The 23,409-nt window shown below is 69.4% G+C and carries 24 protein-coding genes; 20 read left to right on the top strand and 4 right to left on the bottom strand.

Annotated elements, in window-relative coordinates; all coding sequences use genetic code 11:
- The first annotated feature begins 1 nt into the window (after nucleotide 1).
- Nucleotides 2–994 carry an XdhC family protein gene (locus U5817_RS02170; protein ID WP_407279567.1) on the top strand — a complete coding sequence of 331 codons (993 nt, stop codon included), beginning with the start codon at nucleotides 2–4 and terminating at the stop codon, nucleotides 992–994.
- A gap of 170 nt (nucleotides 995–1,164) precedes the next feature.
- A complete protein-coding gene (locus tag U5817_RS02165) occupies nucleotides 1,165–1,509 on the top strand; it encodes a hypothetical protein (RefSeq protein ID WP_407279566.1) in 345 nt (114 codons plus the stop codon).
- A gap of 4 nt (nucleotides 1,510–1,513) precedes the next feature.
- Here the strand turns inward: U5817_RS02165 and U5817_RS02160 are convergent, their stop codons facing one another.
- The gene (locus U5817_RS02160) at nucleotides 1,514–2,617 is read right to left on the bottom strand and encodes a substrate-binding domain-containing protein (protein ID WP_407279565.1); all 1,104 of its coding nucleotides are present in this window, start codon (nucleotides 2,615–2,617) and stop codon (nucleotides 1,514–1,516) included.
- Between the two features lie 280 nt (nucleotides 2,618–2,897).
- Here U5817_RS02160 and U5817_RS02155 point away from each other — a divergent pair, with 280 nt between their 5' ends.
- From U5817_RS02155 to U5817_RS02140, 4 genes are all read left to right on the top strand, one after another.
- Nucleotides 2,898–3,719: a substrate-binding domain-containing protein gene (locus U5817_RS02155; RefSeq protein WP_407279564.1), complete on the top strand. Its 822-nt coding sequence runs from the start codon at nucleotides 2,898–2,900 to the stop codon at nucleotides 3,717–3,719.
- A 139-nt stretch (nucleotides 3,720–3,858) separates the two neighbouring features.
- Entirely contained in the window at nucleotides 3,859–4,872 is a 1,014-nt protein-coding gene (locus U5817_RS02150) for a peptidase U32 family protein (RefSeq protein WP_211167199.1), read from the top strand.
- A 5-nt stretch (nucleotides 4,873–4,877) separates the two neighbouring features.
- Complete coding sequence (locus U5817_RS02145) at nucleotides 4,878–5,774, top strand: U32 family peptidase (protein ID WP_407279563.1); 897 nt, start codon at nucleotides 4,878–4,880, stop codon at nucleotides 5,772–5,774.
- Nucleotides 5,775–5,799: 25 nt separating this feature from the next.
- Nucleotides 5,800–6,303: an SCP2 domain-containing protein gene (locus U5817_RS02140; RefSeq protein WP_407279562.1), complete on the top strand. Its 504-nt coding sequence runs from the start codon at nucleotides 5,800–5,802 to the stop codon at nucleotides 6,301–6,303.
- Nucleotides 6,304–6,372: 69 nt separating this feature from the next.
- Here U5817_RS02140 and U5817_RS02135 read toward each other — a convergent pair whose 3' ends face one another.
- Nucleotides 6,373–6,906 (bottom strand): response regulator transcription factor, encoded by a 534-nt coding sequence (locus tag U5817_RS02135; protein ID WP_407279561.1) that lies wholly within the window; start codon nucleotides 6,904–6,906, stop codon nucleotides 6,373–6,375.
- 559 nt (nucleotides 6,907–7,465) lie between these two features.
- Between U5817_RS02135 and U5817_RS02130 the strand changes: the two genes are divergently transcribed.
- The 14 genes from U5817_RS02130 (at nucleotide 7,466) to U5817_RS02065 (ending at nucleotide 21,308) form a co-directional block, all read left to right on the top strand.
- A complete protein-coding gene (locus U5817_RS02130; RefSeq protein ID WP_407279560.1) occupies nucleotides 7,466–8,620 on the top strand; it encodes a hypothetical protein in 1,155 nt (384 codons plus the stop codon).
- A gap of 25 nt (nucleotides 8,621–8,645) precedes the next feature.
- Nucleotides 8,646–9,728, top strand: a complete 1,083-nt coding sequence (locus U5817_RS02125) for a hypothetical protein (protein ID WP_407279559.1) — start codon at nucleotides 8,646–8,648, stop codon at nucleotides 9,726–9,728.
- A gap of 34 nt (nucleotides 9,729–9,762) precedes the next feature.
- Nucleotides 9,763–11,028 (top strand): hypothetical protein, encoded by a 1,266-nt coding sequence (locus tag U5817_RS02120; protein WP_407279558.1) that lies wholly within the window; start codon nucleotides 9,763–9,765, stop codon nucleotides 11,026–11,028.
- 36 nt (nucleotides 11,029–11,064) lie between these two features.
- Complete coding sequence (locus tag U5817_RS02115; protein WP_407279557.1) at nucleotides 11,065–13,023, top strand: hypothetical protein; 1,959 nt, start codon at nucleotides 11,065–11,067, stop codon at nucleotides 13,021–13,023.
- Between the two features lie 34 nt (nucleotides 13,024–13,057).
- The gene (locus U5817_RS02110; RefSeq protein ID WP_407279556.1) at nucleotides 13,058–13,381 is read left to right on the top strand and encodes a hypothetical protein; all 324 of its coding nucleotides are present in this window, start codon (nucleotides 13,058–13,060) and stop codon (nucleotides 13,379–13,381) included.
- Between the two features lie 49 nt (nucleotides 13,382–13,430).
- Nucleotides 13,431–14,522: a hypothetical protein gene (locus tag U5817_RS02105; protein ID WP_169130312.1), complete on the top strand. Its 1,092-nt coding sequence runs from the start codon at nucleotides 13,431–13,433 to the stop codon at nucleotides 14,520–14,522.
- A 24-nt stretch (nucleotides 14,523–14,546) separates the two neighbouring features.
- Nucleotides 14,547–15,368 carry a hypothetical protein gene (locus U5817_RS02100; protein WP_169130310.1) on the top strand — a complete coding sequence of 274 codons (822 nt, stop codon included), beginning with the start codon at nucleotides 14,547–14,549 and terminating at the stop codon, nucleotides 15,366–15,368.
- 180 nt (nucleotides 15,369–15,548) lie between these two features.
- Nucleotides 15,549–16,550 carry a DUF4438 domain-containing protein gene (locus U5817_RS02095; RefSeq protein ID WP_169130308.1) on the top strand — a complete coding sequence of 334 codons (1,002 nt, stop codon included), beginning with the start codon at nucleotides 15,549–15,551 and terminating at the stop codon, nucleotides 16,548–16,550.
- 121 nt (nucleotides 16,551–16,671) lie between these two features.
- On the top strand, nucleotides 16,672–17,751 hold the full coding sequence (locus U5817_RS02090) for a VanZ family protein (RefSeq protein WP_169130306.1): 1,080 nt from the start codon (nucleotides 16,672–16,674) through the stop codon (nucleotides 17,749–17,751).
- A 70-nt stretch (nucleotides 17,752–17,821) separates the two neighbouring features.
- Nucleotides 17,822–18,142 carry a ferredoxin gene (locus tag U5817_RS02085; protein WP_169130303.1) on the top strand — a complete coding sequence of 107 codons (321 nt, stop codon included), beginning with the start codon at nucleotides 17,822–17,824 and terminating at the stop codon, nucleotides 18,140–18,142.
- 73 nt (nucleotides 18,143–18,215) lie between these two features.
- Nucleotides 18,216–18,863, top strand: coding sequence for an alpha/beta hydrolase (locus tag U5817_RS02080; RefSeq protein ID WP_169130301.1), 648 nt, complete (start codon nucleotides 18,216–18,218; stop codon nucleotides 18,861–18,863).
- A 28-nt stretch (nucleotides 18,864–18,891) separates the two neighbouring features.
- Entirely contained in the window at nucleotides 18,892–19,503 is a 612-nt protein-coding gene (locus tag U5817_RS02075) for a glutathione S-transferase (RefSeq protein ID WP_169130298.1), read from the top strand.
- A 4-nt stretch (nucleotides 19,504–19,507) separates the two neighbouring features.
- Complete coding sequence (locus U5817_RS02070) at nucleotides 19,508–20,497, top strand: ATP-binding cassette domain-containing protein (protein WP_407279555.1); 990 nt, start codon at nucleotides 19,508–19,510, stop codon at nucleotides 20,495–20,497.
- A gap of 13 nt (nucleotides 20,498–20,510) precedes the next feature.
- Nucleotides 20,511–21,308, top strand: coding sequence for an ABC transporter permease (locus U5817_RS02065; RefSeq protein ID WP_169130296.1), 798 nt, complete (start codon nucleotides 20,511–20,513; stop codon nucleotides 21,306–21,308).
- A gap of 190 nt (nucleotides 21,309–21,498) precedes the next feature.
- Here U5817_RS02065 and U5817_RS02060 read toward each other — a convergent pair whose 3' ends face one another.
- Both U5817_RS02060 and ccoG read right to left on the bottom strand, forming a co-directional pair.
- Nucleotides 21,499–21,816 (bottom strand): DnaJ family domain-containing protein, encoded by a 318-nt coding sequence (locus tag U5817_RS02060; protein ID WP_169130294.1) that lies wholly within the window; start codon nucleotides 21,814–21,816, stop codon nucleotides 21,499–21,501.
- Between the two features lie 72 nt (nucleotides 21,817–21,888).
- Nucleotides 21,889–23,274 carry a cytochrome c oxidase accessory protein CcoG gene (ccoG, locus tag U5817_RS02055; RefSeq protein ID WP_169130291.1) on the bottom strand — a complete coding sequence of 462 codons (1,386 nt, stop codon included), beginning with the start codon at nucleotides 23,272–23,274 and terminating at the stop codon, nucleotides 21,889–21,891.
- Nucleotides 23,275–23,409 lie beyond the last annotated feature (135 nt).

Raw genomic sequence — 23,409 nt, 5'->3', positions numbered from 1 at the left:
CATGGACAGTGTCAACCTCGAAGTGCTGCGCCAAGCCGTCGCCTGGAGCGAGGCCGGCATCCCGGTCACGCTCGCCACCGTCGTGCGCACCTGGGGCTCGTCCCCGCGCCCCGAAGGCGCACTGCTCGCGATCGCCGGCGACGGCCGGCTGGTCGGCTCCGTGTCCGGCGGCTGCATCGAGGACGACCTCCTCGACCGCCTGCGCGCGGAACACCCCGTGCGGCCCGAGCACGTCACCTACGGCATCACCGCCGACCAGACGCGCCGCTTCGGCCTACCCTGCGGCGGCAAGCTGGAACTGGTGCTGGAGCCGGTCGCCCCCGGCAACCGGCTGGGCGAAACCCTCGCCGCGATCGAACGCGGCGAGATGGTCGCGCGCCGCCTCGACCTCGAGACCGGTGCCGTCGATCTCCTCGGCGACGTCCCCGACAGCGCGGTCGTGTTCGACGGCCGCACGCTCGTGTCCGCCTTCGGCCCGCGCTGGCGCATGCTGATCATCGGCGCCGGCCAGCTCTCCCGCTATCTCGCCGAATTCGCGCTGGCGCTCGACTACCAGGTGACGATCTGCGAGCCGCGCGAGGAATATCGGGAAAGCTGGGCCGTGCCCGGCGCCGCGCTGACGACCGAGATGCCCGACGATGCGGTGATGGCAATGCGCCCCGACTGCCGCACGGTGATCATCGGCGGAACCCACGACCCCAAGCTCGACGACCTCGCGCTGATCGACGCGCTCAAGACCAACGCCTTCTACGTCGGCGCGATCGGCTCGCGCGCCAACAGCGAACGGCGGCGGGAGCGGCTGAAACTCTTCGACCTCACCGACGCCGATGTCGACCGCCTGCACGGGCCGGTCGGCCTGCCGCTGGGCAGCCGCACCCCGCCGGAGATCGCGCTGGCGATCCTCGCCGACATCACCGCGCGCCGCAACGGCGTGACGCTGGTCGCCGCCGAAACACGTCCCGCTTCGGTCGGCGACGCCTGCCCGACACTCTGAAGAGTGCGTTCGCGGATCCCGGACGCAGCCACGCATTGCGGGTGCCGCCCTGCACCCGTCGTGCGGCAGTGCCCAAAAAACGTAAATTTCATCCGCCGGACGGTGACGTTTTCCGCGGATGGGATCAAAGTAGGCATTCGCCGGCGGCAATGCGACCAAGGGAGGGGCACATGGGCACCGAGATCGACGGGCACAACGCGGCTCCATCCTTCCCCTACCTGCTCTACCGTTACCTCTGGCCCTTCCAGTACTTCCGCGACGTCACCCGCGGCGGCCGCATGGAACGCCAGCAGAACTACCGCCACAACCGTGCGATGCGCCGCTATCTGCCCGGCTTCGTCGCGAAATGGAGCTTCCTGACGGTGTTCGCGATGGCCGTCGGCGGCGCGCTGGATCGGTTCGGCCTTGCCGTGCCCGCGGCCGGCTGCTTCATCTTCGCCACCTGGACGCTGCTGGTCGCACTCGTGCTCACGGTCGACTGGCTGTGGCTCGAACGCTTCCCCGAGTTGTACTAGCCCTCTACTTGTACCAGGGCAAGGTGCGCCGCAGCGACACGATCTCGCCCGCAGCAGCCGCGTCGTAGCCCGGCTGCGCCTCCGCCAGACGACGGAAAGCGTCGCTGCGCAGGGCGTCGAGCACCGCGCGCATGCCCGGCGACTCCAGCCCGTCCTTGAGGCACACGAGGAAGTACTGCTCGTGCGCCAGCGGCACGAAGTCGAGGCCGAAGCGCTGTGCCGCCGCACGCAGGCCGAAGCCGCAGTCGGCGCTGCCCGCCGCCACATGCGCGGCGACCGACAGGTGCGTGTGTTCCTCGCTCGCATACCCCGCGATCGCCGCCGGCGACATGCGCGCGCGCGCCAGCAGCGCGTCGAACACCAGGCGCGTGCCGGAGCCCTTGAGCCGGTTCACGAAGGTGACGCCGGTCCGCGCGAGATCCTCGATCACCGCGAGCCCGCGCGGGTTGCCGGGCGCAACGATCAGGCCCTGCTCGCGCCGCGCGAAGCGGATCAGCTTGTGCACACCCAGGCGCAGCTCACGCCCGATCGCGCCGTGGATCAGCGATCCCCGCCGGCACAACCTTTCGTCATCGAGCGGCAGGTGGATGCCGGCGAGCGTGCAGCCGCCCGCGTTGAGCCGCTGCAGCGCCTGCGTGCTGCCGACGTAGTCCACGTCCAGCAGGACGCGGGCATCGCGCAGCAGGGCGTCGCGCAAGCCGCCGAACAGCAGGTCATGGCTCGCGGCCGTGCGCAGCACGTCGAGCCCCGGATCCACCGCCAGCAGCAGCTCGCGGTCGAGCACCCCGGCCAGGCTTTCGGCCTGCGGCAGCAGTCGCGCCAGCGCACGCTTCTCGGCCCACAGCAGCCTCTCGCCGAACTCCGACAGCCGCGCCGCGCGCCCCTGCCCGCCGGCGATCAGCGCCTGGCCGAAGGCGGCCTCGTGACGCCGCAACTCGCCCCACAGATGGCGGTAGGACACCCCGAGTTGCTCCGCTGCCCTGGCGATCGAGCCCTGCACGCGGATCGCGTCGAGCATCGCGGTCAGCGGATTGCCCAGCTGCAAGGCGCCGCCCGGCTGCGCATCCTCGCTGCCGGCGACGAAACGGTAATCGAGTGTCACGCCCATGCATCGAGCTTAACCGAAAACCCCCTCGCCCTTGCCCGCGGTCCTGCGCACGCATGCCGCGCATGCACAAAAAGCAACAGGTCTTTCTGCCGCTTCACCAGGCGCAGCGCACCGCGCCACGAGGCGATTCCTGCCATGCCGACGGCCGCAGCGCGGAGAAGCTCCCGCCATCCTATGCAACACCGTGCATAGGCCACCACACCACGCCTGGCGCAGTCCGGGCACGCCTGCGCGGGTTTTGGTACAAGTGCTTGGAACCATAAGACCACGGAGACCCTTGATGGCAAATCTGTTCCGCCCCCTGCTCCTCGCCTGCGCCTGCCTGCTGGGCATCGCCGCCGTGCACGCCGAAGACAAATTCATCACCGTCGCATCCACCACCTCGACCGAACAGTCGGGACTGTTCGGCCACCTCCTGCCGCGCTTCGAGCAGCAGGCGGGCTTCAAGGTCCGCGTCGTCGCGCTCGGCACCGGCCAGGCGCTCGACACCGGGCGCCGTGGCGACGCCGACGTGGTGTTCGTGCATGACCGCGTCGCCGAGGAGAAATTCGTCGCCGACGGCTTCGGCGTCGAGCGCAAGGAAGTGATGTACAACGACTTCATCCTCGTCGGCCCCAAGGCCGATCCGGCCACGGTCGCCGGCGGGCGCGACATCGTCGAGGCGCTGAAGAAGGTCGAGGCGACGAAGGCGCCCTTCGTGTCGCGCGGCGACAAGAGCGGCACGCACGCGGCCGAGCTGCGCCTGTGGAAGATGGCTGGCATCGACCTCGAGCAGGCCAAGGGCCCGTGGTACCGCGACTCGGGCTCCGGCATGGGCCCCGCGCTCAACATGGCCGCCTCGCTCGGCGCCTACATCCTCGCCGACCGTGGCACCTGGCTGTCGTTCAAGAACCGCCAGGACCTCACGATCGCCGTCGAGGGCGACAAGCGCCTGTTCAACCAGTACGGCGTGATCCTCGTGAACCCCGCGAAGCACCCGCACGTGAAGCGTGAAATGGGTCAGCAGTTCATCGACTGGATCGTCTCGCCGGCCGGCCAGACGGCCATCGCCGAGTACAAGATCGGCGGCGAGCAGCTCTTCTTCCCCAACGCGACGAAGTAAGCAAGGCCGTGCCGGGGGCACGCACGCGGGCCGTGCCCCGGCCTTTGTGCCCCCGAAACGCCACACCCCTTGATTCCCGTCAACGCGGGCCGGGCGCCGGCGAACTATGGTTGCGGAGCTTTTTTCCCCAACCCCCGCCATGACCTCCAATACGAAAATCGAACTCGTCTGCCCGGCAGGTAGCCTGCCGGCGCTGAAGACGGCCGTCGACCACGGAGCCGACTGCGTCTACCTCGGCTTCAAGGACGCGACCAACGCGCGCAACTTCACCGGCCTGAACTTCGACGCCAAGGCGATGACCGAAGGCGTGCGCTACGCCCACGACCGCAAGCGCAAGGTCCTCGTCGCCCTCAACACCTATCCGCAGGCCGGCAACTGGTCCGGCTGGACCGCCGCGGTGGACCGCGCCGCCGACCTCGGCATCGACGCGATCATCGTCGCCGACCCCGGCCTGATGGCCTACGCGCAGAAGAAGCACCCGCAGCTGCGCCTGCACCTCTCCGTGCAGGGTTCCGCGACCACCTACGAGGCGATCAACTTCTACGCCGAGCGCTTCGGCGTCCAGCGCGCGGTGCTGCCGCGCGTGCTGTCGCTGCCGCAGGTGCAGCACGTCATCGCCAACACCCAGGTGGAGATCGAGGTGTTCGGCTTCGGTGGCCTGTGCGTGATGGTCGAAGGGCGCTGCGCGTTGTCCGCCTACGCGACCGGCGAATCGCCCAACTGCAACGGCGCCTGCTCGCCGGGCAAGCACGTGCGCTGGGAACAGACGCCCAAGGGCATGGAAACGCGGCTCAACGGCATCCTCATCGACCGCTTCGACGACGGTGAGCGCGCCGGCTACCCGACCCTGTGCAAGGGCCGCTTCGACGTGAACGGCGAGACCTACTACGCGATCGAGGAACCGACCAGCCTCAACACGCTGGAACTGCTGCCCGAACTCGCCCGCGCCGGCGTGCGCGCGATCAAGATCGAAGGCCGCCAGCGCAGCCCGGCCTACGTCGCGCAGGTCACCAAGGTCTGGCGCGAGGCGATCGACAAGGTCATGCGCGACGCCGACGGCTTCAAGGTGCAGCCCGCCTGGATCGCCGAACTCGACAAGGTTTCCGAAGGCCGCAGCCACACGCTCGGCGCGTACTACCGGCCGTGGAAGTGAACACGATGAAAATTGCCCTGGGTCCCCTGCTCTACTACTGGTCGCGTCAGCAGACACTCGACTTCTACGCACAGGTCGCGGAAAGTCCCGCCGACATCGTCTATCTCGGCGAAACGGTGTGCTCGCGCCGCCACGAACTGCGCGCCGAAGACTGGCTCGAAGTCGCGGCGATGCTCAAGGCCGCCGGCAAGGAAGCCGTGCTGTCCTCGCAGTCGCTGATCGAATCCGAATCCGACCTCAAGGCCCTGCGCCGCATCGTCGCGCAGGACGAATTCCGCGTCGAAGCCAACGACATGTCGGCGGTGCAGCTGCTGACCAAGGCCGGCCGCCGCGACTGGATCGCCGGCCCGACGCTCAACATCTTCAACCCGCAGACGCTGTCGATGCTGGCCGAAGCGGGCGCAACGCGCTGGATGGCGCCGCCCGAGATGTCCGGCGCGGTGCTCGCCGAACTCCTCGCCTCGGGCGCCCCCGCGATCGAAACCGAAGTGCTCGCCTGGGGGCGGCTACCGCTCGCGCACTCGGCGCGCTGCTTCACCGCGCGCCACTTCAACCTGCAGAAGGACACCTGCGAGTTCCGCTGCCTGGGCATGAAGGACGGCCTGGTGCTGCGCACCCGCGAGGGCGAGCCCTTCCTGACCCTCAACGGCGTGCAGACGCAGTCGGCACGCGTGCATAACCTGCTCGGCGACCTGCCCAAGCTGCGCGAGACCGCGCAGGTGCTGCGCGTGAGCCCACAGGGCGACGACACCGTGCGCGTGCTCGAGCTCTTCCGCGACGCGGTCGCCGGCAAGCTGTCGCCGCAGGACGCCTTCGGCCAGAGCAAGGCGCTGATGGTCGAGGCGCCGTGCAACGGCTTCTGGCACGGCCGCCCCGGCGTCGAACAGTACGTCTCCGCCTGATTTCGTTTTCCTGGAGTCACATCCGATGAGCAGCTTCCGCATCCCGGCCTTCACGCTCCCCGCGCCGCTCGCGCGCCTCGCGTCGCACCTGCCGCAGCGCCCGCCCACGCTGGCGCTGACCACGGCGCTCAACCTCGCGCTCGGTCGCGTGCTGTCGCGCGAGGACCTCGAGCCGCTGACCGGCCGCCACCTGCGCATGCGCGTGCGCGACGCCGGCCTGACGCTGGACTTCACCCTCGGCCCGCGCGGCTTCGTACCGCTGGCGAGCGGCGGCGAGCCCGACCTCACGCTCACTGCCAACGTGCGCGACTACATCGCGCTGGCGCTGCGCGAGGAAGACCCCGACACTCTGTTCTTCGGCCGCCGCCTGCTGATGGAAGGCGCCACCGACCTCGGCCTGCTGGTCAAGAACACGCTGGACGCGATCGACTGGGACGCCCTGCACGCGGAATACGCACCTTCCAGCGTGCTGCGCCGCCTGAACCCGCTGACGCGTAACCGCCCGCAGCAGTCGCTCGGCGCGCACTGACGCGAGCACGGGGCGCCGGCCGCACGGCCGCGCCCCGCCTCCCTTGCGCCACCGCGCCGTGGTGCCGGCTCATTCGAGCCGCTCGTTCCCGCCGTTGAAGGTCTTCATGTAGCGGAACACCAGCGCCGCACGCGAACGCACCCCCAGCTTCGCATACACCGTCTTGAGGTAGGACCGCACGGTGAATTCGCTGATGCGCAGCCGATCGGCCACCTGCTTGGTCAGATAGCCCATGCACAGCAGCTGGACGATCTGCAGTTCCCGGCTGGTCAGCACCCTGGCGATGTCCGGCGCGGCATGGGCAAGCGCTTCGGCGGAAGGGCCGACGCCCGGACGCCCCGCAGGGTCCGCGACCACCGCGTAGCGGTGCCCCTCGAATTCGAAGTGGGCGATTTCGCCGTCCACATAGGTCAGGCGCACGCCCTTGGCACCTCCGGTCGTGAGGTGGCCCGGGATCAGGCCGTCGACGAGCACGACGCGGCAGGTGCGCCCGGCCAGCTCGATCTGCCCGATCTCCCGTCCGGCATCGCAGCGCGCGCCCCCCTCCGACTCCCGGGCATGCGCCCCGAACGGCTCACCCCCATCCTTGCGATGGGCGGTCACGACGACGGCGCTCGCGCGAAATCCGGCCTTGCCCGACGCCCGATCCAGCAGAATCCCAGCTGCATGTCTCTTCCTCTTTGACCTGTGCGGATGAAGACGCCAGCGGCGGTTCGCCGCGACGTCCTCGCTCGACGTGCGCTCTCGCGCGGAATGTCCGGCGCTGCACCACGATTGCACAAGCAAGACTGCGCCTCGACCACGGGATCGGGTCGATCTGTCGCTCTGCCGGGGGTGCGACGCATCCCTTTGGTATGAAGTTTTTGTCTTTTTGGCATACGCCCCGGCAAAGCGCAAGTCCCAGAAGACGGTATAAACGGACTACCCAATTTGAGCTAGTACACCCGCTCGCGGACGTCCACGCGCCCCCGTTTTGCCGCCCCCATCGGCACTCCCGCAACCCCGCCGGCGCGCACCGGCGCCCCTTTCCGGACTAGCGACATCGCGCGATTTCGCCGGCGGCCGCCCCTGCCTAGAGTGCAGCCATGGCGGGATCAGGCATGCGCCCAGGGCGGGCCGCGCCGTTCCCTCCCTGCGGCAGCATCGATTGCGGAGGCATGCGATGGGACCATTCGACACGAACCTGATGGATGACGCGGACGCGGTCGGCGACGGCATGGACGAGGCCGCCACGTTCGACGAGGCGGACGCCGGCGCGGACTTCGGCTCCGATCCCTTTGCCGACGAATACGACGCAGCCGGCGAGGAGCTGTCCGGCGACGAAGCCGCGGACCTCGGCGATTCCGCCGTCGATCTCGGTGAAGGCGCGGACGAGGGCGTCGACGACATGGCGCTGTGGAACGCGTTCGAGGAAGAGGTGGCCGATGCGCTCGACGCGGCCGACGACGACGAGTTCTTCGGCCGCCTGCTGGGCGGGCTGGGACGCGCGGCCGGCGTCATGAGCCGCGGCCTTGGCGGCGCTGCCCGCATCGCCGGCCGCGCCCGCGGTTTCGCGCGCCAGGCAGGGCGGGTTGCCGGACGCGTCGGCCGGGTGGCCGGCGCAGTGTCGCCGGCGGCGATGGCCGCTGCCCGGCTTGCCGGCATGCTCGGCGCTCCGGGCGCGGCGAACGCACTCGGGCAGGTCGGTCGCGCCGCCCAGGGCGTCGGACGCGCAGCGGGCCATGCCCGCGGGCTGGCCGGTTCCTTCGGCCAGGCGGCCGGCGGCGCGCAGGGCCTGTTCGCTCAATTGAGCCAGTTGCTGGGCCAGAGCGAGGGCGCCGATGACGCCTTCGACGCGGTCGCCGACCTCTACCTCGAGGACGGCATCGACGAGGCCCTGCCGGCGGCGGTCGGCCTGGCCGCACGTGCGGCGGCGCGCGGGCTGGGCTTCCGCAACGTCGGACAGCTGTCGATGGCTTCCCGGCGAGCGCTGGTGCGCGGCGTGGCTGCGGCGGCACGCGAGCTGGTGCGTTCGCGCGGCCCGCAGGCGGTGCGCGCGCTGCCCGGCCTTGCCCGTTCGGCGACGCGCGTGGCGCAGCGTCAGGCGCCCACCCCGCAACGCGCCGTGCAAGTCGTGCGCCGCGGCCTGCCGCAGGCGGCCCGGCGTGTCGCACAGAGCCCGCGCATGGCCGCCAGCCTGGCCCGGGCCCGGGCGCGCCCACCGCGGCCGCTCGCCCGCCCCACGGACATCGGCCACGGCATGCCGACGGGCGGCACCGGCCAACGCCGCGTCATCCACATCAACGGGCCGGCCACCCTCACGATCACCCCCCGTTGATCCCAGCCGCAGAAAGGAGACCACCATGGACCGATTCGAAACCGATGTGATGGACGACCTCATGGACGAGGCGGCCGAGGGCCCCAGCCGCAACGCGATGGACGCCTACGACGAGATGGACGAGGACGCGTACGACGCGGAGGACTACGGCGACGAAGGCGACGACGAGTTTCTTGGCCGCCTGCTCGGCGGTGTCGGGCGCGTCGCCGCGGGGCTGCTGGGCGGCGGAGGCGGTGGCGGCGAGGGCTTCGACGAGTACGACGAGGCGGACGAATACGAACTCGGCGACGCGGGCGACGAGATGGACGAGTATGCCGCCGACGACTGGGATGCGGGCGATGCGGTCGACGCGATGGACGACGTCGTCGCCGATGCGATGGACGCCGCCGACGGCGACGAGTTCTTCCGCCGCCTCGGGCGCATCGCACGCGGCGTCGGCCGCGGCATCGGCCGCGCCGCGCGCGTGGTGGGGCCGCTCGCGAGCATGCTGCCGATTCCGCAGGCGCAGCTGATCGGCCGCATCGCCAATGTCGCCGGACGCCTGCTGGCGGATGGCGCCGACGAATTCGAGGTGTTCGACGAGCTGGTCGACGGCCTGGACGAGGACGGCATCGACGCCGCCGCGCCGGTGCTTGCGGGCATGGTGGTGCGCCGCGCGCTGCCGTCGGTGGCACGCGCAGCGCCGCAGGTGCGCCGCGCCGTCGTGCGTGGTGTCGCACGCGCGGTCCGCACGGCGGCACGCCGTCAGGGCCCCACCGCGGCACGGGCGGTCGCGCGCGCCGTGCGTGCGACACGCCGCATCGTGCAGCGCCGGCGCATCGCGCCGCGCGCGGCCGGTCGCGTGGTGCAGCGCGTCGCGCAGCAGGTCGTGCGTCAGCCGCAGGCGGTGAGCCGCCTCGCGCGCCCGCTGGTGGCCCCGGCGCGTCGCGCGACGCCACGCGGACAGGCGGCACGCGTGATCGCCCGCACCGTCGCTCCCGTCGCCCGCCGCGTCGTCACGGCCACCGTGCGCCGCGCCCCGGCCACGATCGTCGGCGGCTGCCCGCACTGCGGCGTGCGCACGATGCGCCTGCGCGGGCCGGTGACGATCACCATCCGCGGACGCTGAGCCGGCATTCCGGGCGCCATCGGAGGCGGACATCATGGACCTGCGGCGATTCCTCCAGGCCAAGATCAACGGGTTGTCGGCCCGCCTGTCGCGGCTCGCGCGGATCGACAATGCCTTCGTCGGCCTGCGGCCGCAGGACATGCCCTACGCCCCCTCGCCACGCCACTTCCAGGTCGCCAACGAACGCCTGGCGGCCGTCGAGCAGCGCATACGCGCACGTTTCGCGACCCTGCACGAGGGCTGGGAGCGGCGCCCGCCGCAACGCGTGCTGATCGACGTCGCGCTGGTCGAGCGCGAACTGGACCGCGCGCGACGCCTGTTCGGGATGTTCTACGAGGTGTTCGCACAGCGCGGCACCAGCTTCGGCCCCGCGCTGGCCGCGCACGACGTCATCGCCGACGACTGCTACCAGGCGATCCGCCAGGCCGCACCGCGCATCTTCGACGCGCCGCTGCTCAAACCCGTGTGCTACATGGAGCATGGCTATTCACCGGCGACGATGCGCCGCGGCGTGCAGCTGTCGCGCCTGCTGGGCGAAGCCAACCCCTTCCCGCTGATCCGCATCCCGTGGGACCGCGACCAGCCGTGGCAGTCGGTGTTCCTGCACGAGGTCGCGCACAACCTGCAGGCCGACCTGGGGATCTGGCAGGAAAACCGCCAGGCGGTGCTGCGCCGGATCATGGGGCGCACGCGCGATCCCTTCCTGTCCACGGTGTATGGCCGCTGGCACAAGGAGATCTTCGCCGATCTTGCTGCGATCCTGCTCGGCGGACCGGCGGCGGCGTGGGGCATGGCGGACTTCCTCGCCCACCCGCAGCCGCGCACGATGACCTACCGCCCCGGCGGCGCCCATCCCACGGCCTACCTGCGCGTGTACCTGCTGGCCGAGATGATGCGGCGGCTGGGCTTCACCGCCGACGCGACGAAGCTGCTGCGTGTGTGGCAAGGCCTATACCGCCCGCAGCGCGGCCACCGCATCCCGGCGCCGCTGATGAGCAGCGCGCCGCGGATCATTCCCGACGTCGTCGACGAGATCGCCTTCCAGACACGGCGCAACCTCGCCCAGCGCGCGCTGGTGGACATCATCCCCTTCGCCCGCGAGGACGAGGCGGCAATCCGCGCCGGCGCCCGCGAGATCGAAGCGGGCCAGCGGCCCCCGCTGGCGCCCCGCCATCTGGTCAGCGCGGCGCATTACGCACTGGGGCACGGCCGCATCACCGCCCCCGTGCTCGCTCGGCGCGTGATCGAACAGCTCAACGGAACAGGCTCGCAGCGCACGCCCCTGCGGCGGGTCGCATAGCGCCGGCCCGGCCATTTTCACCACGAGGATCCGAACATGCCCAGCTACGCCTCTTCCTCATCGAATCCAACCGCCCTGACGACCAGTCAGGATCGCCTGGTGCTGGACAACCTGATCCGGCGCGAACTGAAGGTCGGCGACCCGAGCGATCCGACACAGATCGCCAAGGCTTTGCTCGATCGCTATCAGGCCGATCCGCGCGCTGCTGCAATTGCCCAGGAGGCCCGTGGCCTGCCATTTCTCCAGACGTCGAGACAGGCCGAGACGGCAATCGTCCATCCGACCTCAAGCGCAGCGGAATGGCAGCAAGCAGTCGATGACATCGAGAGCGACTTGCGCACTCTGATTTCGGACGCCATCCTGAAAGACGTGTCGCAGGAACTGCAAGGCTGGGCACAAGCCATTCGCTCAGCGGTACGGGAGGGATACAACGCAGCCCGTTTCGCACTAGACCCTCGCAACCGCGACAAAGCCTTCGGGATCCGTCGTCAGCTGAACGACTACGCCCGAGTTGCGCGCCTGGTTGGAGCACTCACGGCCGGCGTGACCCAGTACTACCGCAAATTGGCGCAAAGCCTCGACGAAGCGGCAGCAGTGCTCTTGGTGGCGATGGGCGAGTCACTGGCCAACGTCAGCTTTGGTGGTGGTCGCTATCTCCTCCAAGCGCCCTACACTGAGCTTCAGACGCGACGCGACGCAGTCATTTTCGCCCTGCGTAATCTTGTCGGAGCGACTCAACAAGCCTATGGCCCCAACGACTGGCCTCGCGGCCTCGACGCCTACCGCGAGATCTTTCGGCAGCTTGAGATCCAGGGGCAGGGGGATCTGCGCGCATTACTCGAGGAGAACGAGCTCTCGCGCACCATGGATGAGCTGATCCAGCGTGCCGCACATGGGAATACCAGCGGCCTGCGGGCACTTGGCTCCACGGCGATCATCGACCTGGCACGATTCCGCCGCTTTATTTCGATTGCGCACCAGCTCACGAAACCGGAATCCCCACCACTCACTGCGTTTCTAGAAGCCCTGCTGCTCTTCGCCGAGTCCTTTGATCCATCCGGAGGTATCCGCCTCCTGCGCATTGCGCGCCCACCGATTCTCCTCTACGGGCTTTATGGCATGCAGCGCCTGCAACGGGCTGATGAAAGGCTGCTGCTGCTCATCCAGAAACGGGGCGTGCTCGCGGGACAGCTCGACTGCTACACGGCCTGCGACTGCAGTGAAAACAAGGCCCTGTGCCAGATCGTGCTCGACAAGGTACTTTACGACGTCGACCGTGCGATTGATCTTTACGCGCTTGGTAGTGAGGATCTCGGCGCACCCGAGTGTCGAGCATCCGGCTACAGCTTCGTCGTTGACGCCGCGTTGCTGCAATGTTGCGACTTCAGCCCCCTGGGAGTGGATTGCAGCGTCTCCCTGCAGCCAGGCGCCTGCGACCTCAAGGATAAAACCGATCCACAGGCGGTACTTGAGTCCATACAGATCAGTCTCCTAGACATCCGCGGGCTGCTCCGTCCCTTGCCGGACGGCATGCAGCGCTATTGGGATACAGCACCAGCCGACTATGCGGCCCTCTGCAGAACGCAGCGACGCCATCAAGAACTCTGCATCCAGCGCGACGCTGAACTGCGCCTCAAGAGCCTCGTGGACACCATGGCACCGGGGTGCATTCCCGATGCCATGCTATTCGGTATCCCCAACGGGATCCTGCAAAAACTGATGCGGCGAGCACTGAACCTCAGCCGTTTCAACCTCTACATCGATGGGAACATCGTGAAATCAGCAGATGACCAGGTGACCAGCGACGCCAGCCACAAGATTGACATCGCCAAGCTCAAGACAAAGCACAACATCACTTCGAATGTCACGATCTGTGACCTGATCGACCTCGCAGACAGCGTATGCCAGCCCGCGACCGTCACGATCCCGCCGCATTATGAGACGAGCCTTGACTCAATCGCCAATGATGTCCTGAACGATGGTTCGTTCCGCTGATGAATCACGATACCAAGGAATTCCGGAGATCAGCATGAACACGACGAAGCCTGTACCGCCAGATCTGGTGAGCCTGACTCAGCAGTTTCATGAATTTCTTGGCGCCCCTGGACGCACCCGGCTGCATCAAACCCTGCGTGCGAACTCTGCTGCCAACATCGCAAGAGCAATCGACGCGTTGAAAACCGCCGAGCGCACCAAACAAATCGAAAACGAACTGGCCACAGTCAAGGGCACGTTGGCAAGCATGGAAAAGCGGCTGCAGGCCGTCGAGAAGGAATGCGCGGTCAAGGCCGGACAACAGGCCACGCAGTCCACGACTCGCTCCACCGGGCAAAAAGGTCCGCACACACCGTAGAGACTCCCGCCATCAACGCCATAAACCCGAATGAGCAAGGAGCCGGATCATGAGCTTCCAGACCACCGAAACCATCCAGCGCCTTTGGGAAACCTTCCTGCGCGACCAGCTGGCCAACCTGCCGCCCGAGCAGCGCCAGCCCTTCGAACAGCAGTTCGAACAGCGCTTCGGCGAGCTGCTCAAGGGTGCGGCCAACGGCAGCGGACGCGACGGCTTCCTCGACCTGATCGGTTTCGGCGACGACGGCGCGCCGGAATTCGACCAGATCGCCTATCCGTACATCCAGCCCGACTTCGACGACGCCGTCGTGCCCAGCCAGCTGCATGCGGCGGCGGAGCTGTACTACATCTACCAGCACGAGCGCATGAAGATCTTCCAGGTCATGGACGTGCTGCTGCGTCTCTTCCGCCTCGGCAAGATGCGCATCCAGCGCGGCCCCGGCGCGCGCGGCCTGTACCTGCTGCAGAAATGGACGCCACTGCGCTACACCCTCAACGACCGCATGATCGCCTACCGCCGCGCCTTCAACTACGGCACCGCGCAGGCGCCGGCGGGCGCGGTCGTGAATCGCAACTTCCATCGCCAGATCGTCGGCTTCATGGTTGCCGTCGGCCAGTATTTCCGCGACCTGCTGATCGGCGAGGTGATCCGCGGCGGCCAGCTCATCGAGCAGCGCCCCTTCGGCAGCGTCGCCACCGTGCAGCGCATCGGCCTCGACCTGCGCTACGCGCTCGACCGCTCCACCTACGGCAACATCTTCGCGCTGGCGATGGAGACCGGCCACTACCTGAAGACCGTGCTGCAGCTCCTCGACGCGCCCGACATCAAGAAGGCCTTCGACGCCAACACCAAGTGGGACGTCGTCGAGATCGTCTCCAACCGCCACCTCGGCGGCGTCGCCGAGCCCTCGCAGCGTGCCAAGATGGCCGAGAGCGGCCGGCGCATCCTGCAGTTCGTCGCCGACAACGACTTCAAGACCGCGATCGACCCGATCCTGTTCCAGAGCGTGATCCGCCCGATGGGCGCCCACGCCGAGGCCTGGATCGCCGCCTACCGCATGACGCCCGAAGGCCGCGGCTTCCCCGGCGTGACGCCGGCCCTGAACAGCGTGCTGGGCGTGCCCCAGCCGGTCAGCGCCTGAGCGGCGCAGCGGGCGTGATGCGCGATGCTGGCCGACGACCTCCTCGTCTCGGTGCGCAGCCGCAAGCTGCCCTGCGTGCTCGACCCCGCGCTGGTGCTGGGCTCGGCTTGGGGACTGGAACTGGCGCTGCGGCTCACCTGGGTGACCGAGCCCTGGCTCACGCGCGCCTTCTGGCAGCTGATCGACGCCAGCGAACTGCTGATGCCGCAGTTGGCGGACGCGCCCGCGCCCGACATGCTGCAGCCGCGCGACGACGTCCTGCGCGCCTGGATCGCCCTGCGCGACCACACGGATGCGGGCTCCTGGCCGTTCCGCTGGGTGGGCGACCGCTTCGCCGAATCGCAGCTCAAGGATCACGCCGATGCCGGCCTGCTCGAGCGCTATGAGAGCCTCGCCGAAAGCCTCGCCGGCCGCGCGGGCGACGGCGAGGCGGAGCTGCGGCACGGCTGGCCGCTGCTGTGGGATCCGCTGCAGGCAAGCCTCGACACCCTCGCGCTGTCCGCCGCCCTCGACGCGGCCGTGGTGCTGACCGCACACGTGCGCGATGACAATCCGTGGCCGGTCCGCGCCCTGCATCGCCTCGACCTGCACACCGCCCGCCTCGACCCCGTGCCGCCCGACTCCCTGTTCGCCGCCGAACGCGCGCTGCTGCGTGACGCGCTCGCCGCGGCCGGACTCGCGAGCATGGTGCAGCGCCTGCCGCCCCTCGCGGTCGTGCACGTGATGACCGGGGACGCCCTCGGGGACGCCCCCCGGGCCATCGGCGGCGACGAGCTCGCCGGCGGGCACGCGCAAGCCGCGACCGATCCGTGGCGCGACGCCCGCGCCTGGTGGTATCTCATCTAGTGGTCTGCTTCGTAAATCAAGGGACTGGACGAAAGCGATGGATTGCGAGCTGAGGCAAGGCGCGAACCGGAGCAATAGCAGTAGCTATTGCGAGGATGAGCAACGCCGCCACGGGTCGCAAGACGCGCTTTCGTGTCCCGGCATTTGCGAAGCAGACCACTAACCCAGCGGGGGAGACGCATGAACACCCGAGCGCAAGCCTCCACGCCGCGCCTCAACGCCGACGAACTCGTCGCCGTCTCCGTGCAGGGCCAGGTCGCCCACCCCGTCGCCCGCGCATCGGCCTACCGCGTCGGTCACGACGGCGTGCCGCGCGTCCTCCCCGGCACCGGCGGCATCGTGCTGAACCAGCGCATCGGCGACCCCTGCGTGGGCCTGGCGGGGGACCACATCGAACCCGGCGCCGCCCTGCACAACAACAACCGCGAGGTGGTCGGACCGCGCGACGGACCGAACAACGCCCTCATCACCTACGCCTGCGTCGGCAATCTCGCCCGCATCGTCAGCGGCCCCTGCAGCGGCAAGGTGGGCCTCGTCACCGGCAAGCACGGCGGCATCAACCACGTGCTGGTGGACTTCCCCACCGAAGTGCTGCTGCGCCTGCAGATCGGCGACCGCGTGCAGATCGTGTCGCACGGCCAGGGCCTGCGCCTTGCCGACCACCCGCGCATCGAAGTGCTCAACTGCGCCCCCCGCCTGCTGCGCCGCTGGGGGCTCGTCGAACGCGACGGCCGCCTGCAGGTGCCGGTCACGCACCTCGTGCCGGCCCGCATCATGGGCTCGGGGCTGGGCAAGAACACGGCGTGGCGCGGCGACTACGACATCCAGCTGGCCGACCGCGCGACTCGCGCACGCTACCGCCTGGGCAGCCTGCGTTTCGGCGACATGGTCGCCATCACCGACGCCGATACCCGCCGCGGCCCGCTGTACGCGTCGGGGCGCGTGACGATCGGCGTGATCGTGCATGGCGACAGCACCGTGAGCGGCCACGGGCCCGGCGTCACCCCGCTGCTCACCGGCCCCGCCGCGCTGCTGCGCCCGGTACACGACGCACGTGCGAACCTCGCCGAGATCTTCGGCGTGCGTCGGGCGGCTGTGCCGCGCGAGCGCTCCATCCTCGCCGAAAGCGATCGCCGGCAACGCTGCGTCGTGCGCGAGGCTCCGCCGCGGCTGGCGTTCTGAGCAGAACGAGCATCGCGGGCGGCCCCCGCGAACGCGCAGCCCGGCTCGAATCCGCAGGCGCGCGCTGAAACCTGTTCGGGCTAGAATCGAGGCTCCACGACTCCAGCGCCCCGACCCGCCGATGCCTCTCGCGCGTGCCGTTTCATCCCTGCCGCGCCATCTCGCCTTCGCCTACGGACTGCTGATCGTCTACGCCTGCCTGCACCCGCTGACCGGCTGGCGGCCGACCGGGCTGCCCCTGCTCGACTTCCTCGCCGCCCCCTGGCCCAAGTACTACCGCAGCGCCGACATCGTGCTGAACGTGCTCGGCTTCCTGCCCTTCGGCTTCGTGCTCGCGCCGGCCCTGCCGCAACGACTCGGGCGCGGCGCGGGCGTCGCGATCGCGACGCTGGCCGCGGCGCTGCTGTCCTTCGGCATGGAGGTGACGCAGAACTTCCTGCCCACGCGCGTACCGTCGAACGTCGACCTCGCCTGCAACGTCACCGGCGCCCTGCTCGGGGCGCTCGCCGGCGCACGCTGGGGCCATCCGCTGTTCGACCAGAGCGGCTGGCTGCACCGCTGGCGCTCGGCGCGCGTCATCCCGGGGCACATTGGCGACTTCGGGCTGATCCTGCTGGGCCTGTGGCTGCTCGCGCAGTTCACGCCCGACCGCGTGCTCTTCGGCAGCGGCGACCTGCGCCAGTTGCTGGGCCTGCCGACGCCGCTGCACTTCGAGCCGGAACGCTACATCCTGCTCGAGACCGTGCAGGTCGCGATCACGATCCTCGGCGTGGGCCTGTTCGCACGCTGCATGATGCGCAGCGCCTCGCCGTGGCCGATCGCGCTGCTCCTGCTGCTGGGGATCGGCGCCAAGTCGATCGCGACCGCATCCTTCTACCTCCCCGGCGAAGCGCTGCTGTGGCTCACGCCGGGCACGCGCCAGGGCCTGCTGCTGGGGCTGCTCGCGCTCGCTGCCGCACTGCTGCTGGCGAGCGTGCTGCAGCACGCGCTGGCCGGCGTCGCACTGCTCGCGGCCACCAGCCTCACCAACCTGCTGCCCGAGAACCCCTACTTCGAGGTCGGCCACCGCATGCTCGGCCAGGGCAACTTCCTCAACTTCCACGGCCTCACCGAACTCAGCGCCAACCTGTGGCCCTTCCTCGCACTCGCCTACCTGTCCGCGGTGGGCCTGTGGCGCGGGGAGCATCTCACGCGGCGTTGAGCGGCCCGCGGCTATAATCGCTCGCATTGCGGAACGGCCCGCCGCCGCGTCCCCCCTTCCGGAGCACCCGATGAGTTATTTCAAGCACCACGTGTTCTTCTGCTGCAACCAGCGCGAACCCGGCAACACCTGCTGCAACGACCACAAGGCGACGGTGATGCAGACCTATGCCAAGGACCGCATCGCCGCGCTCGGCCTCAAGGGCCGCGGCAAGATCCGCATCAACAAGGCCGGCTGCCTCGACCGCTGCGACGAGGGCCCGGTGCTGGTCGTGTATCCGGACAACGTCTGGTACACCTACGTCGACCAGGACGACGTCGACGAGATCATCAACGAGCATCTCGTGCACGGCCGCATCGTCGAACGCCTGCGGCTGGCGGACAATCCATGAGCGCGTCGCCGGGCCGTCCCAAGACGCGCTCAGTCCCGCCTGGCGGGACCGCGCGCAGCGCGAGGGTGCTCAGATGAGCCGGCCGCAGCCCCCCGAGAGCGTCCTGCTGCGCGGACGCGACGGCGCCATCGAGGCGCTGATCGACACCCCCGAGACGGTGCGCGGCATCGCGCTGGTGTGCCACCCGCATCCGCTGTTCGGCGGCACCAACACCAACAAGATCGTGCACACGCTCGCGCGCACGCTGCGCGAACTGGGCTACGCGGTCGTGCGCCCGAACTTCCGCGGCGTCGGCAAGAGCGAGGGCGAGCACGATCACGGCAACGCCGAGACCGAGGACATGCTCTCGGTGATCGCGTGGATGCAGTCGCGCTGGGGCACGCTGCCGCTCGCGCTGGGCGGTTTCTCCTTCGGCGCCCACGTGCAGACGCGGGTGACCGCGCGGCTCGCCGACGGCATGACGCCCGCGCACCGCATCGTGCTGGTCGGCACCGCCGCCGGCGAGGTGAGCGGCGCGCGCAGCTACACGACCGGCCCCGTGCCGAAGGACACGCTGGTGATCCACGGCGAGGAGGACGAGACCGTGTCGCTCGCGAACGTGCTCGACTGGGCGCGGCCGCAGAACCTGCCCGTCGTCGTCGTGCCCGGCGCGGACCACTTCTTCCACGCCCGCCTCACCCTCATCCGCGACATCATCCTGCGCAACTGGGCGCCGCTGTAAGCGGCCGGCGCCTTCACCGGAGAATGCCATGAAGCTCTTCGCCTCGCTGACCAGTCCCTACGCGCGCAAGGTCCGCATCATCCTCGCGGAAAAGTCCCTGCCCTGCGAACTCATCGTCGATTCGCCGTGGGAGGCGAACACGCGCGTCCCGAGCGTGAACCCGCTCGGCAAGGTGCCGGCGCTGGAAACCGACGCGGGCGAGATCTTCTTCGATTCGCCGGTGATCGCCGGCTACCTCGAGACGCTCGACGCCGGTCCGAAACTGCTGCCTGCCGACCCGCTCGAGCGCGTGCGCGTGCGCCAGATCGAGTCGCTCGCCGACGGCGTGACCGACGCCGCGGTGCTCGCCCTGCTCGAATCGCGCCGCCCCGAAGGCCTGCGCAGCGAGCCCGAGATCGACCGCCAGATCGACAAGGTCGACCGCGCGCTCGATGCCCTCGAGGCACGCGCCAGCGGCCGCGACTGGATGTACGGTAACGGCATGAGCCTGGGCGACATCGCCGTCGCCGTCGCGCTGGGCTACCTCGACCTGCGCTTCCCGCAGCACGAATGGCGGCGCGAGCATCCGGCGCTCGCGGGGCTGGCACGGCGCATGTTCGCGCGCCCGAGCTTCACCGCGACGAAGCCGCCCGTCGGCTGAGGCCGTGACGGACGTCCCCGCCGCGATCCGCGATCTTGCACGCGCGAGCCCGCTGGAGATCCGCGGGCTGCGCAAGCGTTATGGCGACAACGAGGTCGTCGCAGGCATCGACATCCGCCTGCGCGCGGGCGAGTGCTACACGCTGCTGGGCCCCAACGGCGCGGGCAAGACCACCACGCTGCGCTGCGCGCTGGGCCTCACCCGCCCCTCTGGCGGCGAGATCCTCCTCGCCGGCCTGCCGGTGCCCGAGCGCGCGCGCGAGGCGCGCATGCGCGTCGGCGTCGTGCCGCAGCAGGACAACCTAGACCCGGACTTCACCTGCGCCGAGAACCTGCTCGTCTACGGCCGCTATTTCGGCCTCGACGACGCGACCATCACCGCGCGCATCCCCGAGTTGCTCGCCTTCGCCGGCCTGGAAAGCAAGCGCGACGCGCGCATCCAGTCGCTGTCGGGCGGCATGAAGCGGCGCCTGACGCTCGCGCGCGCGCTGGTGAACCGCCCCGAGCTGCTGATCCTCGACGAACCGACCACCGGCCTCGACCCGCAGGCGCGCCACCTCATCTGGGAACGCCTCAAGCAGCTCATCCGCAACGGCACGACGGTGCTGCTGACGACGCATTTCATGGACGAGGCCGAGCGCCTCGCCGACCGCCTCGCGATCCTCGACGGTGGACGCATCCTCACCGAAGGCAGCCCGCGCGAGGTGATCGCGGCGCAGATCGAGGCACAGGTGGTCGAGGTGTATGGCGACTGGAACGGCGCCGGGCGCGAGAGCCGCAGCGGCATCAGCGGCGCGCAGGCCTGGGCCGAGGCGCACGCGGGGGCCTTCGCGCGCCGCTACGAGGTGAGCGGCGAGACCGCCTTCTGCTACCTCGACGACGCGGCGCCGCTGATGGCCCACCTCGCGGAGCAGCCGGGCCTGCGCTACCTGCGCCGGCCGGCGAACCTCGAGGACGTGTTCCTCAAGCTCACCGGCCGCGACCTGCGCGACTGAGAAGACTGCACCGATGGCAACCACCAGCCTCCGCTCGACCTTCCGCACCCCGCGCCTGTCGCGCCGCTTCGTGCCGGTGTGGCAGCGCAACTTCCTCGTGTGGCGCAAGCTCGCGCTGCCCTCGGTGCTGGGCAACCTCGCCGACCCGATGATCTACCTCTTCGGCCTGGGCTTCGGCATCGGCATGCTGGTGCCCGAGATCGGCGGCGTGTCCTACATCAGCTTCCTCGCCGCGGGCATGGTGTGCTCGTCGACGATGAACAGCGCGTCCTTCGAGGTGTTGTACTCGTCCTTCTCGCGCATGCACGTGCAGCGAACCTGGGACGCGATCATGAACGCGCCCGTGGAGCTCGACGACATCGTGTTCGCGGAGCTGGTGTGGGCGGCCTCCAAGGCGCTGCTGTCGGGCATCGCGATCCTCGTCGTGATCGCCGTGTTCGGCCTCGTCGACAGCCGCTACGTGCTGTGGCTGCTGCCGCTGATCTTCCTCATCGGGCTCAGCTTCGGCGCGGTCGGATTGGTGATCACGGCGATCGCGCCGAGCTACGACTTCTTCATGTACTACTTCACCCTCTTCATCACGCCGATGACGCTGCTCTCGGGCGTGTTCTTCCCCGCCGACCAGCTCCCCGCGGCAGTGCAGTTCGCCGCCTCGCTGCTGCCGCTCGCGCACGCGGTCGAGCTCGCGCGCCCGCTGCTGCTGGGGAAGCTGCCCGACGACATCCTGCTGCATCTGGCCGTGCTCGCGGCCTACGGCATCGCCGGCTTCTGGGTCGCGCTGGGGCTGACACGGCGGCGCCTGCTGGGCTGACGCCCGGATCGTAGGGCGGGAGGAGCCGAAGGCGTATCCCGCCACACGACGATCGGGCGGATTCGAACGCCTGGATTGGCGGGATACGCTACGCTCGTCCCGCCCTACACGGGTTTGTGCGATTGCCCGGCCTCGTGATGGCCGAGCGGGTCCGCGACCTGCATCGCCCCTCCGCCGGAACGGACGTTCCTCATGCCTCGCCGCGCCGCATTACGGCCAGCGTCGCCGCGAGGCGCGCCATGCGCCGCCGCAGACTCTCCCGGTCCTGATCGCTGTCGGCGTCCGCGAGTTGCCCGCGCAAGGATGCGATCTCGCGTCGCAGCAGCACCTCCTGCGGCACGAAGCCGGCGTTCTTGAGGATGCGGTTGGCCATCCTCTGCTCGGGTGACTGGAAGGGCTCGTCGTCGAACACGAGGGGCTTGCCCGCCCCCGGCAAGTGGTCGAGCTCGCCGCGCTTGATCGCGTCTGCGATGCGCTGCTCGGCAAGGATGTCGAAGATCGAGGACACGGTGACCGCCCGGCTGTCGTGCCCGCCGCACGGTGGGCGCTTCCTGCGATCATAGCCGATCGGGGCGCACGCTCAGGGCAGGATGAAGCTGCTCGGTTCCACCACGCTTGCCGCTGCGTCTTGCGCGGCCGCGACGCGGAAGGTGATCGGCCGCACGCCCGACAGCGCCGTGTCGCCGGGCGCGGACAGGGTCAGCGACACCGGGCGCACGCTGCCCGCCGCGACCGCGAACGCGCGCTCCCCGACCAGTTCGATGCCCGGCACGCCGCTGACCTCGACGACGAACTCGCGCGGTGCGTCATCGAGATTCTTCAGCTTCAGCGTGTAGGCGTTCTCGATCCGTCCGGCCGGCGTCTCGCGCAGCAAGGCGCCGCGGTCGCGCAGCACGTCGACCTGCAACAGCGAGCGCTGGCCCAGCGACCACGCGCCGAGCGCGACGACCGCCAGCAGCAGGCCGCCATACACGGCGAGGCGCGGGCGCCCGCCGCGGGCCGCGGACGCCGGCCCCGCCAGTTCGCGCTCGGAGGCGAAGCGGATCAGGCCGATCGGCTTGCCGACGCGCGTCATCACCGTGTCGCAGGCGTCGATGCACAGGCCGCAGTTGATGCAGCCGAGTTGCAGGCCGTCGCGGATGTCGATGCCGGTCGGGCACACTTCAACGCAGATGCCGCAGTCGATGCAGTCCCCCCCGCCGGCCCCGCCGCGCGCCTGCCGCGGCTCGCCGCGCCGGATGTCGTAGCTGACGGTCGCGGTGTTGCGGTCGAACATCACGCCCTGGAAGCGCGAGTACGGGCACATGTGCTGGCACACGGCCTCGCGCGCGAAGCCCGCCTGCACGTAGGTGAACAGGCCGTAGAAGACGAGCCAGAAGCCCTCCCACGGACCGGTGTCGCCCACGGCAAGCGCCGGCAGCAGTTCGCGGATGGGCGTGAAGTAGCCGACGAAGGTGATCGCCGTCCATGCCGCGATCAGCAGCCACAGACTGTGCTTCGCGCCCTTGAGCATCAGCTTGCGCGCGCTCGTCGGCCCCTGGTCGAGCCTCAGGCGGTCGAGGTGGTCGCCCTCGACCTTCGCCTCGATCCACGTGAAGATCGTCGTATACACCGTCTGCGGACAGGCGAAGCCGCAGAACAGGCGCCCGGCGAGCGCAGTGACGAGGAACAGCGCGGTCGCCGCAAGGATCAGCGCCAGCGCGAGCAGCAGCGCGTCCTGCGGCCACAGCACGAGGCCGAAGAGGTAGAACTTCTCGTGCGCGATGTCGAAAAGCACGGCCTGCCGCGCAATGCCGTTACTCTCCCACGTCAGCCAGCAGCCGCCGTAGAAGACGAACTGCGTGAGCCACACGATGGCCCAGCGCAGCGCGTTGAAGCGCCCCGCGACGGCGCGCGCGTGGATCTTTCCCTTCCTGCGGTACAGCTCCAGCTTCGCCTCGCGAACCTTGCTGACGGACTTGCCCATTCCTGCCTTCCTCCGCATGCGTACCCGGGGGACAATTCCCCTGGTCGACGCCGGAGGCGAGTACATCATCGGGCATCCGACAGGAACAGTTGCAGAGAATCACATTTCAAACAGGAACAGATTTCGCGCGACAGC

The sequence above is a fragment of the Aromatoleum evansii genome (genome assembly GCF_045689615.1).
Taxonomy (GTDB): Bacteria; Pseudomonadota; Gammaproteobacteria; order Burkholderiales; family Rhodocyclaceae; genus Aromatoleum; species Aromatoleum evansii.
The sequence above is the reverse complement of the archived record's forward strand: the minus strand, read 5'-3'. Positions and strand labels throughout refer to the sequence as shown.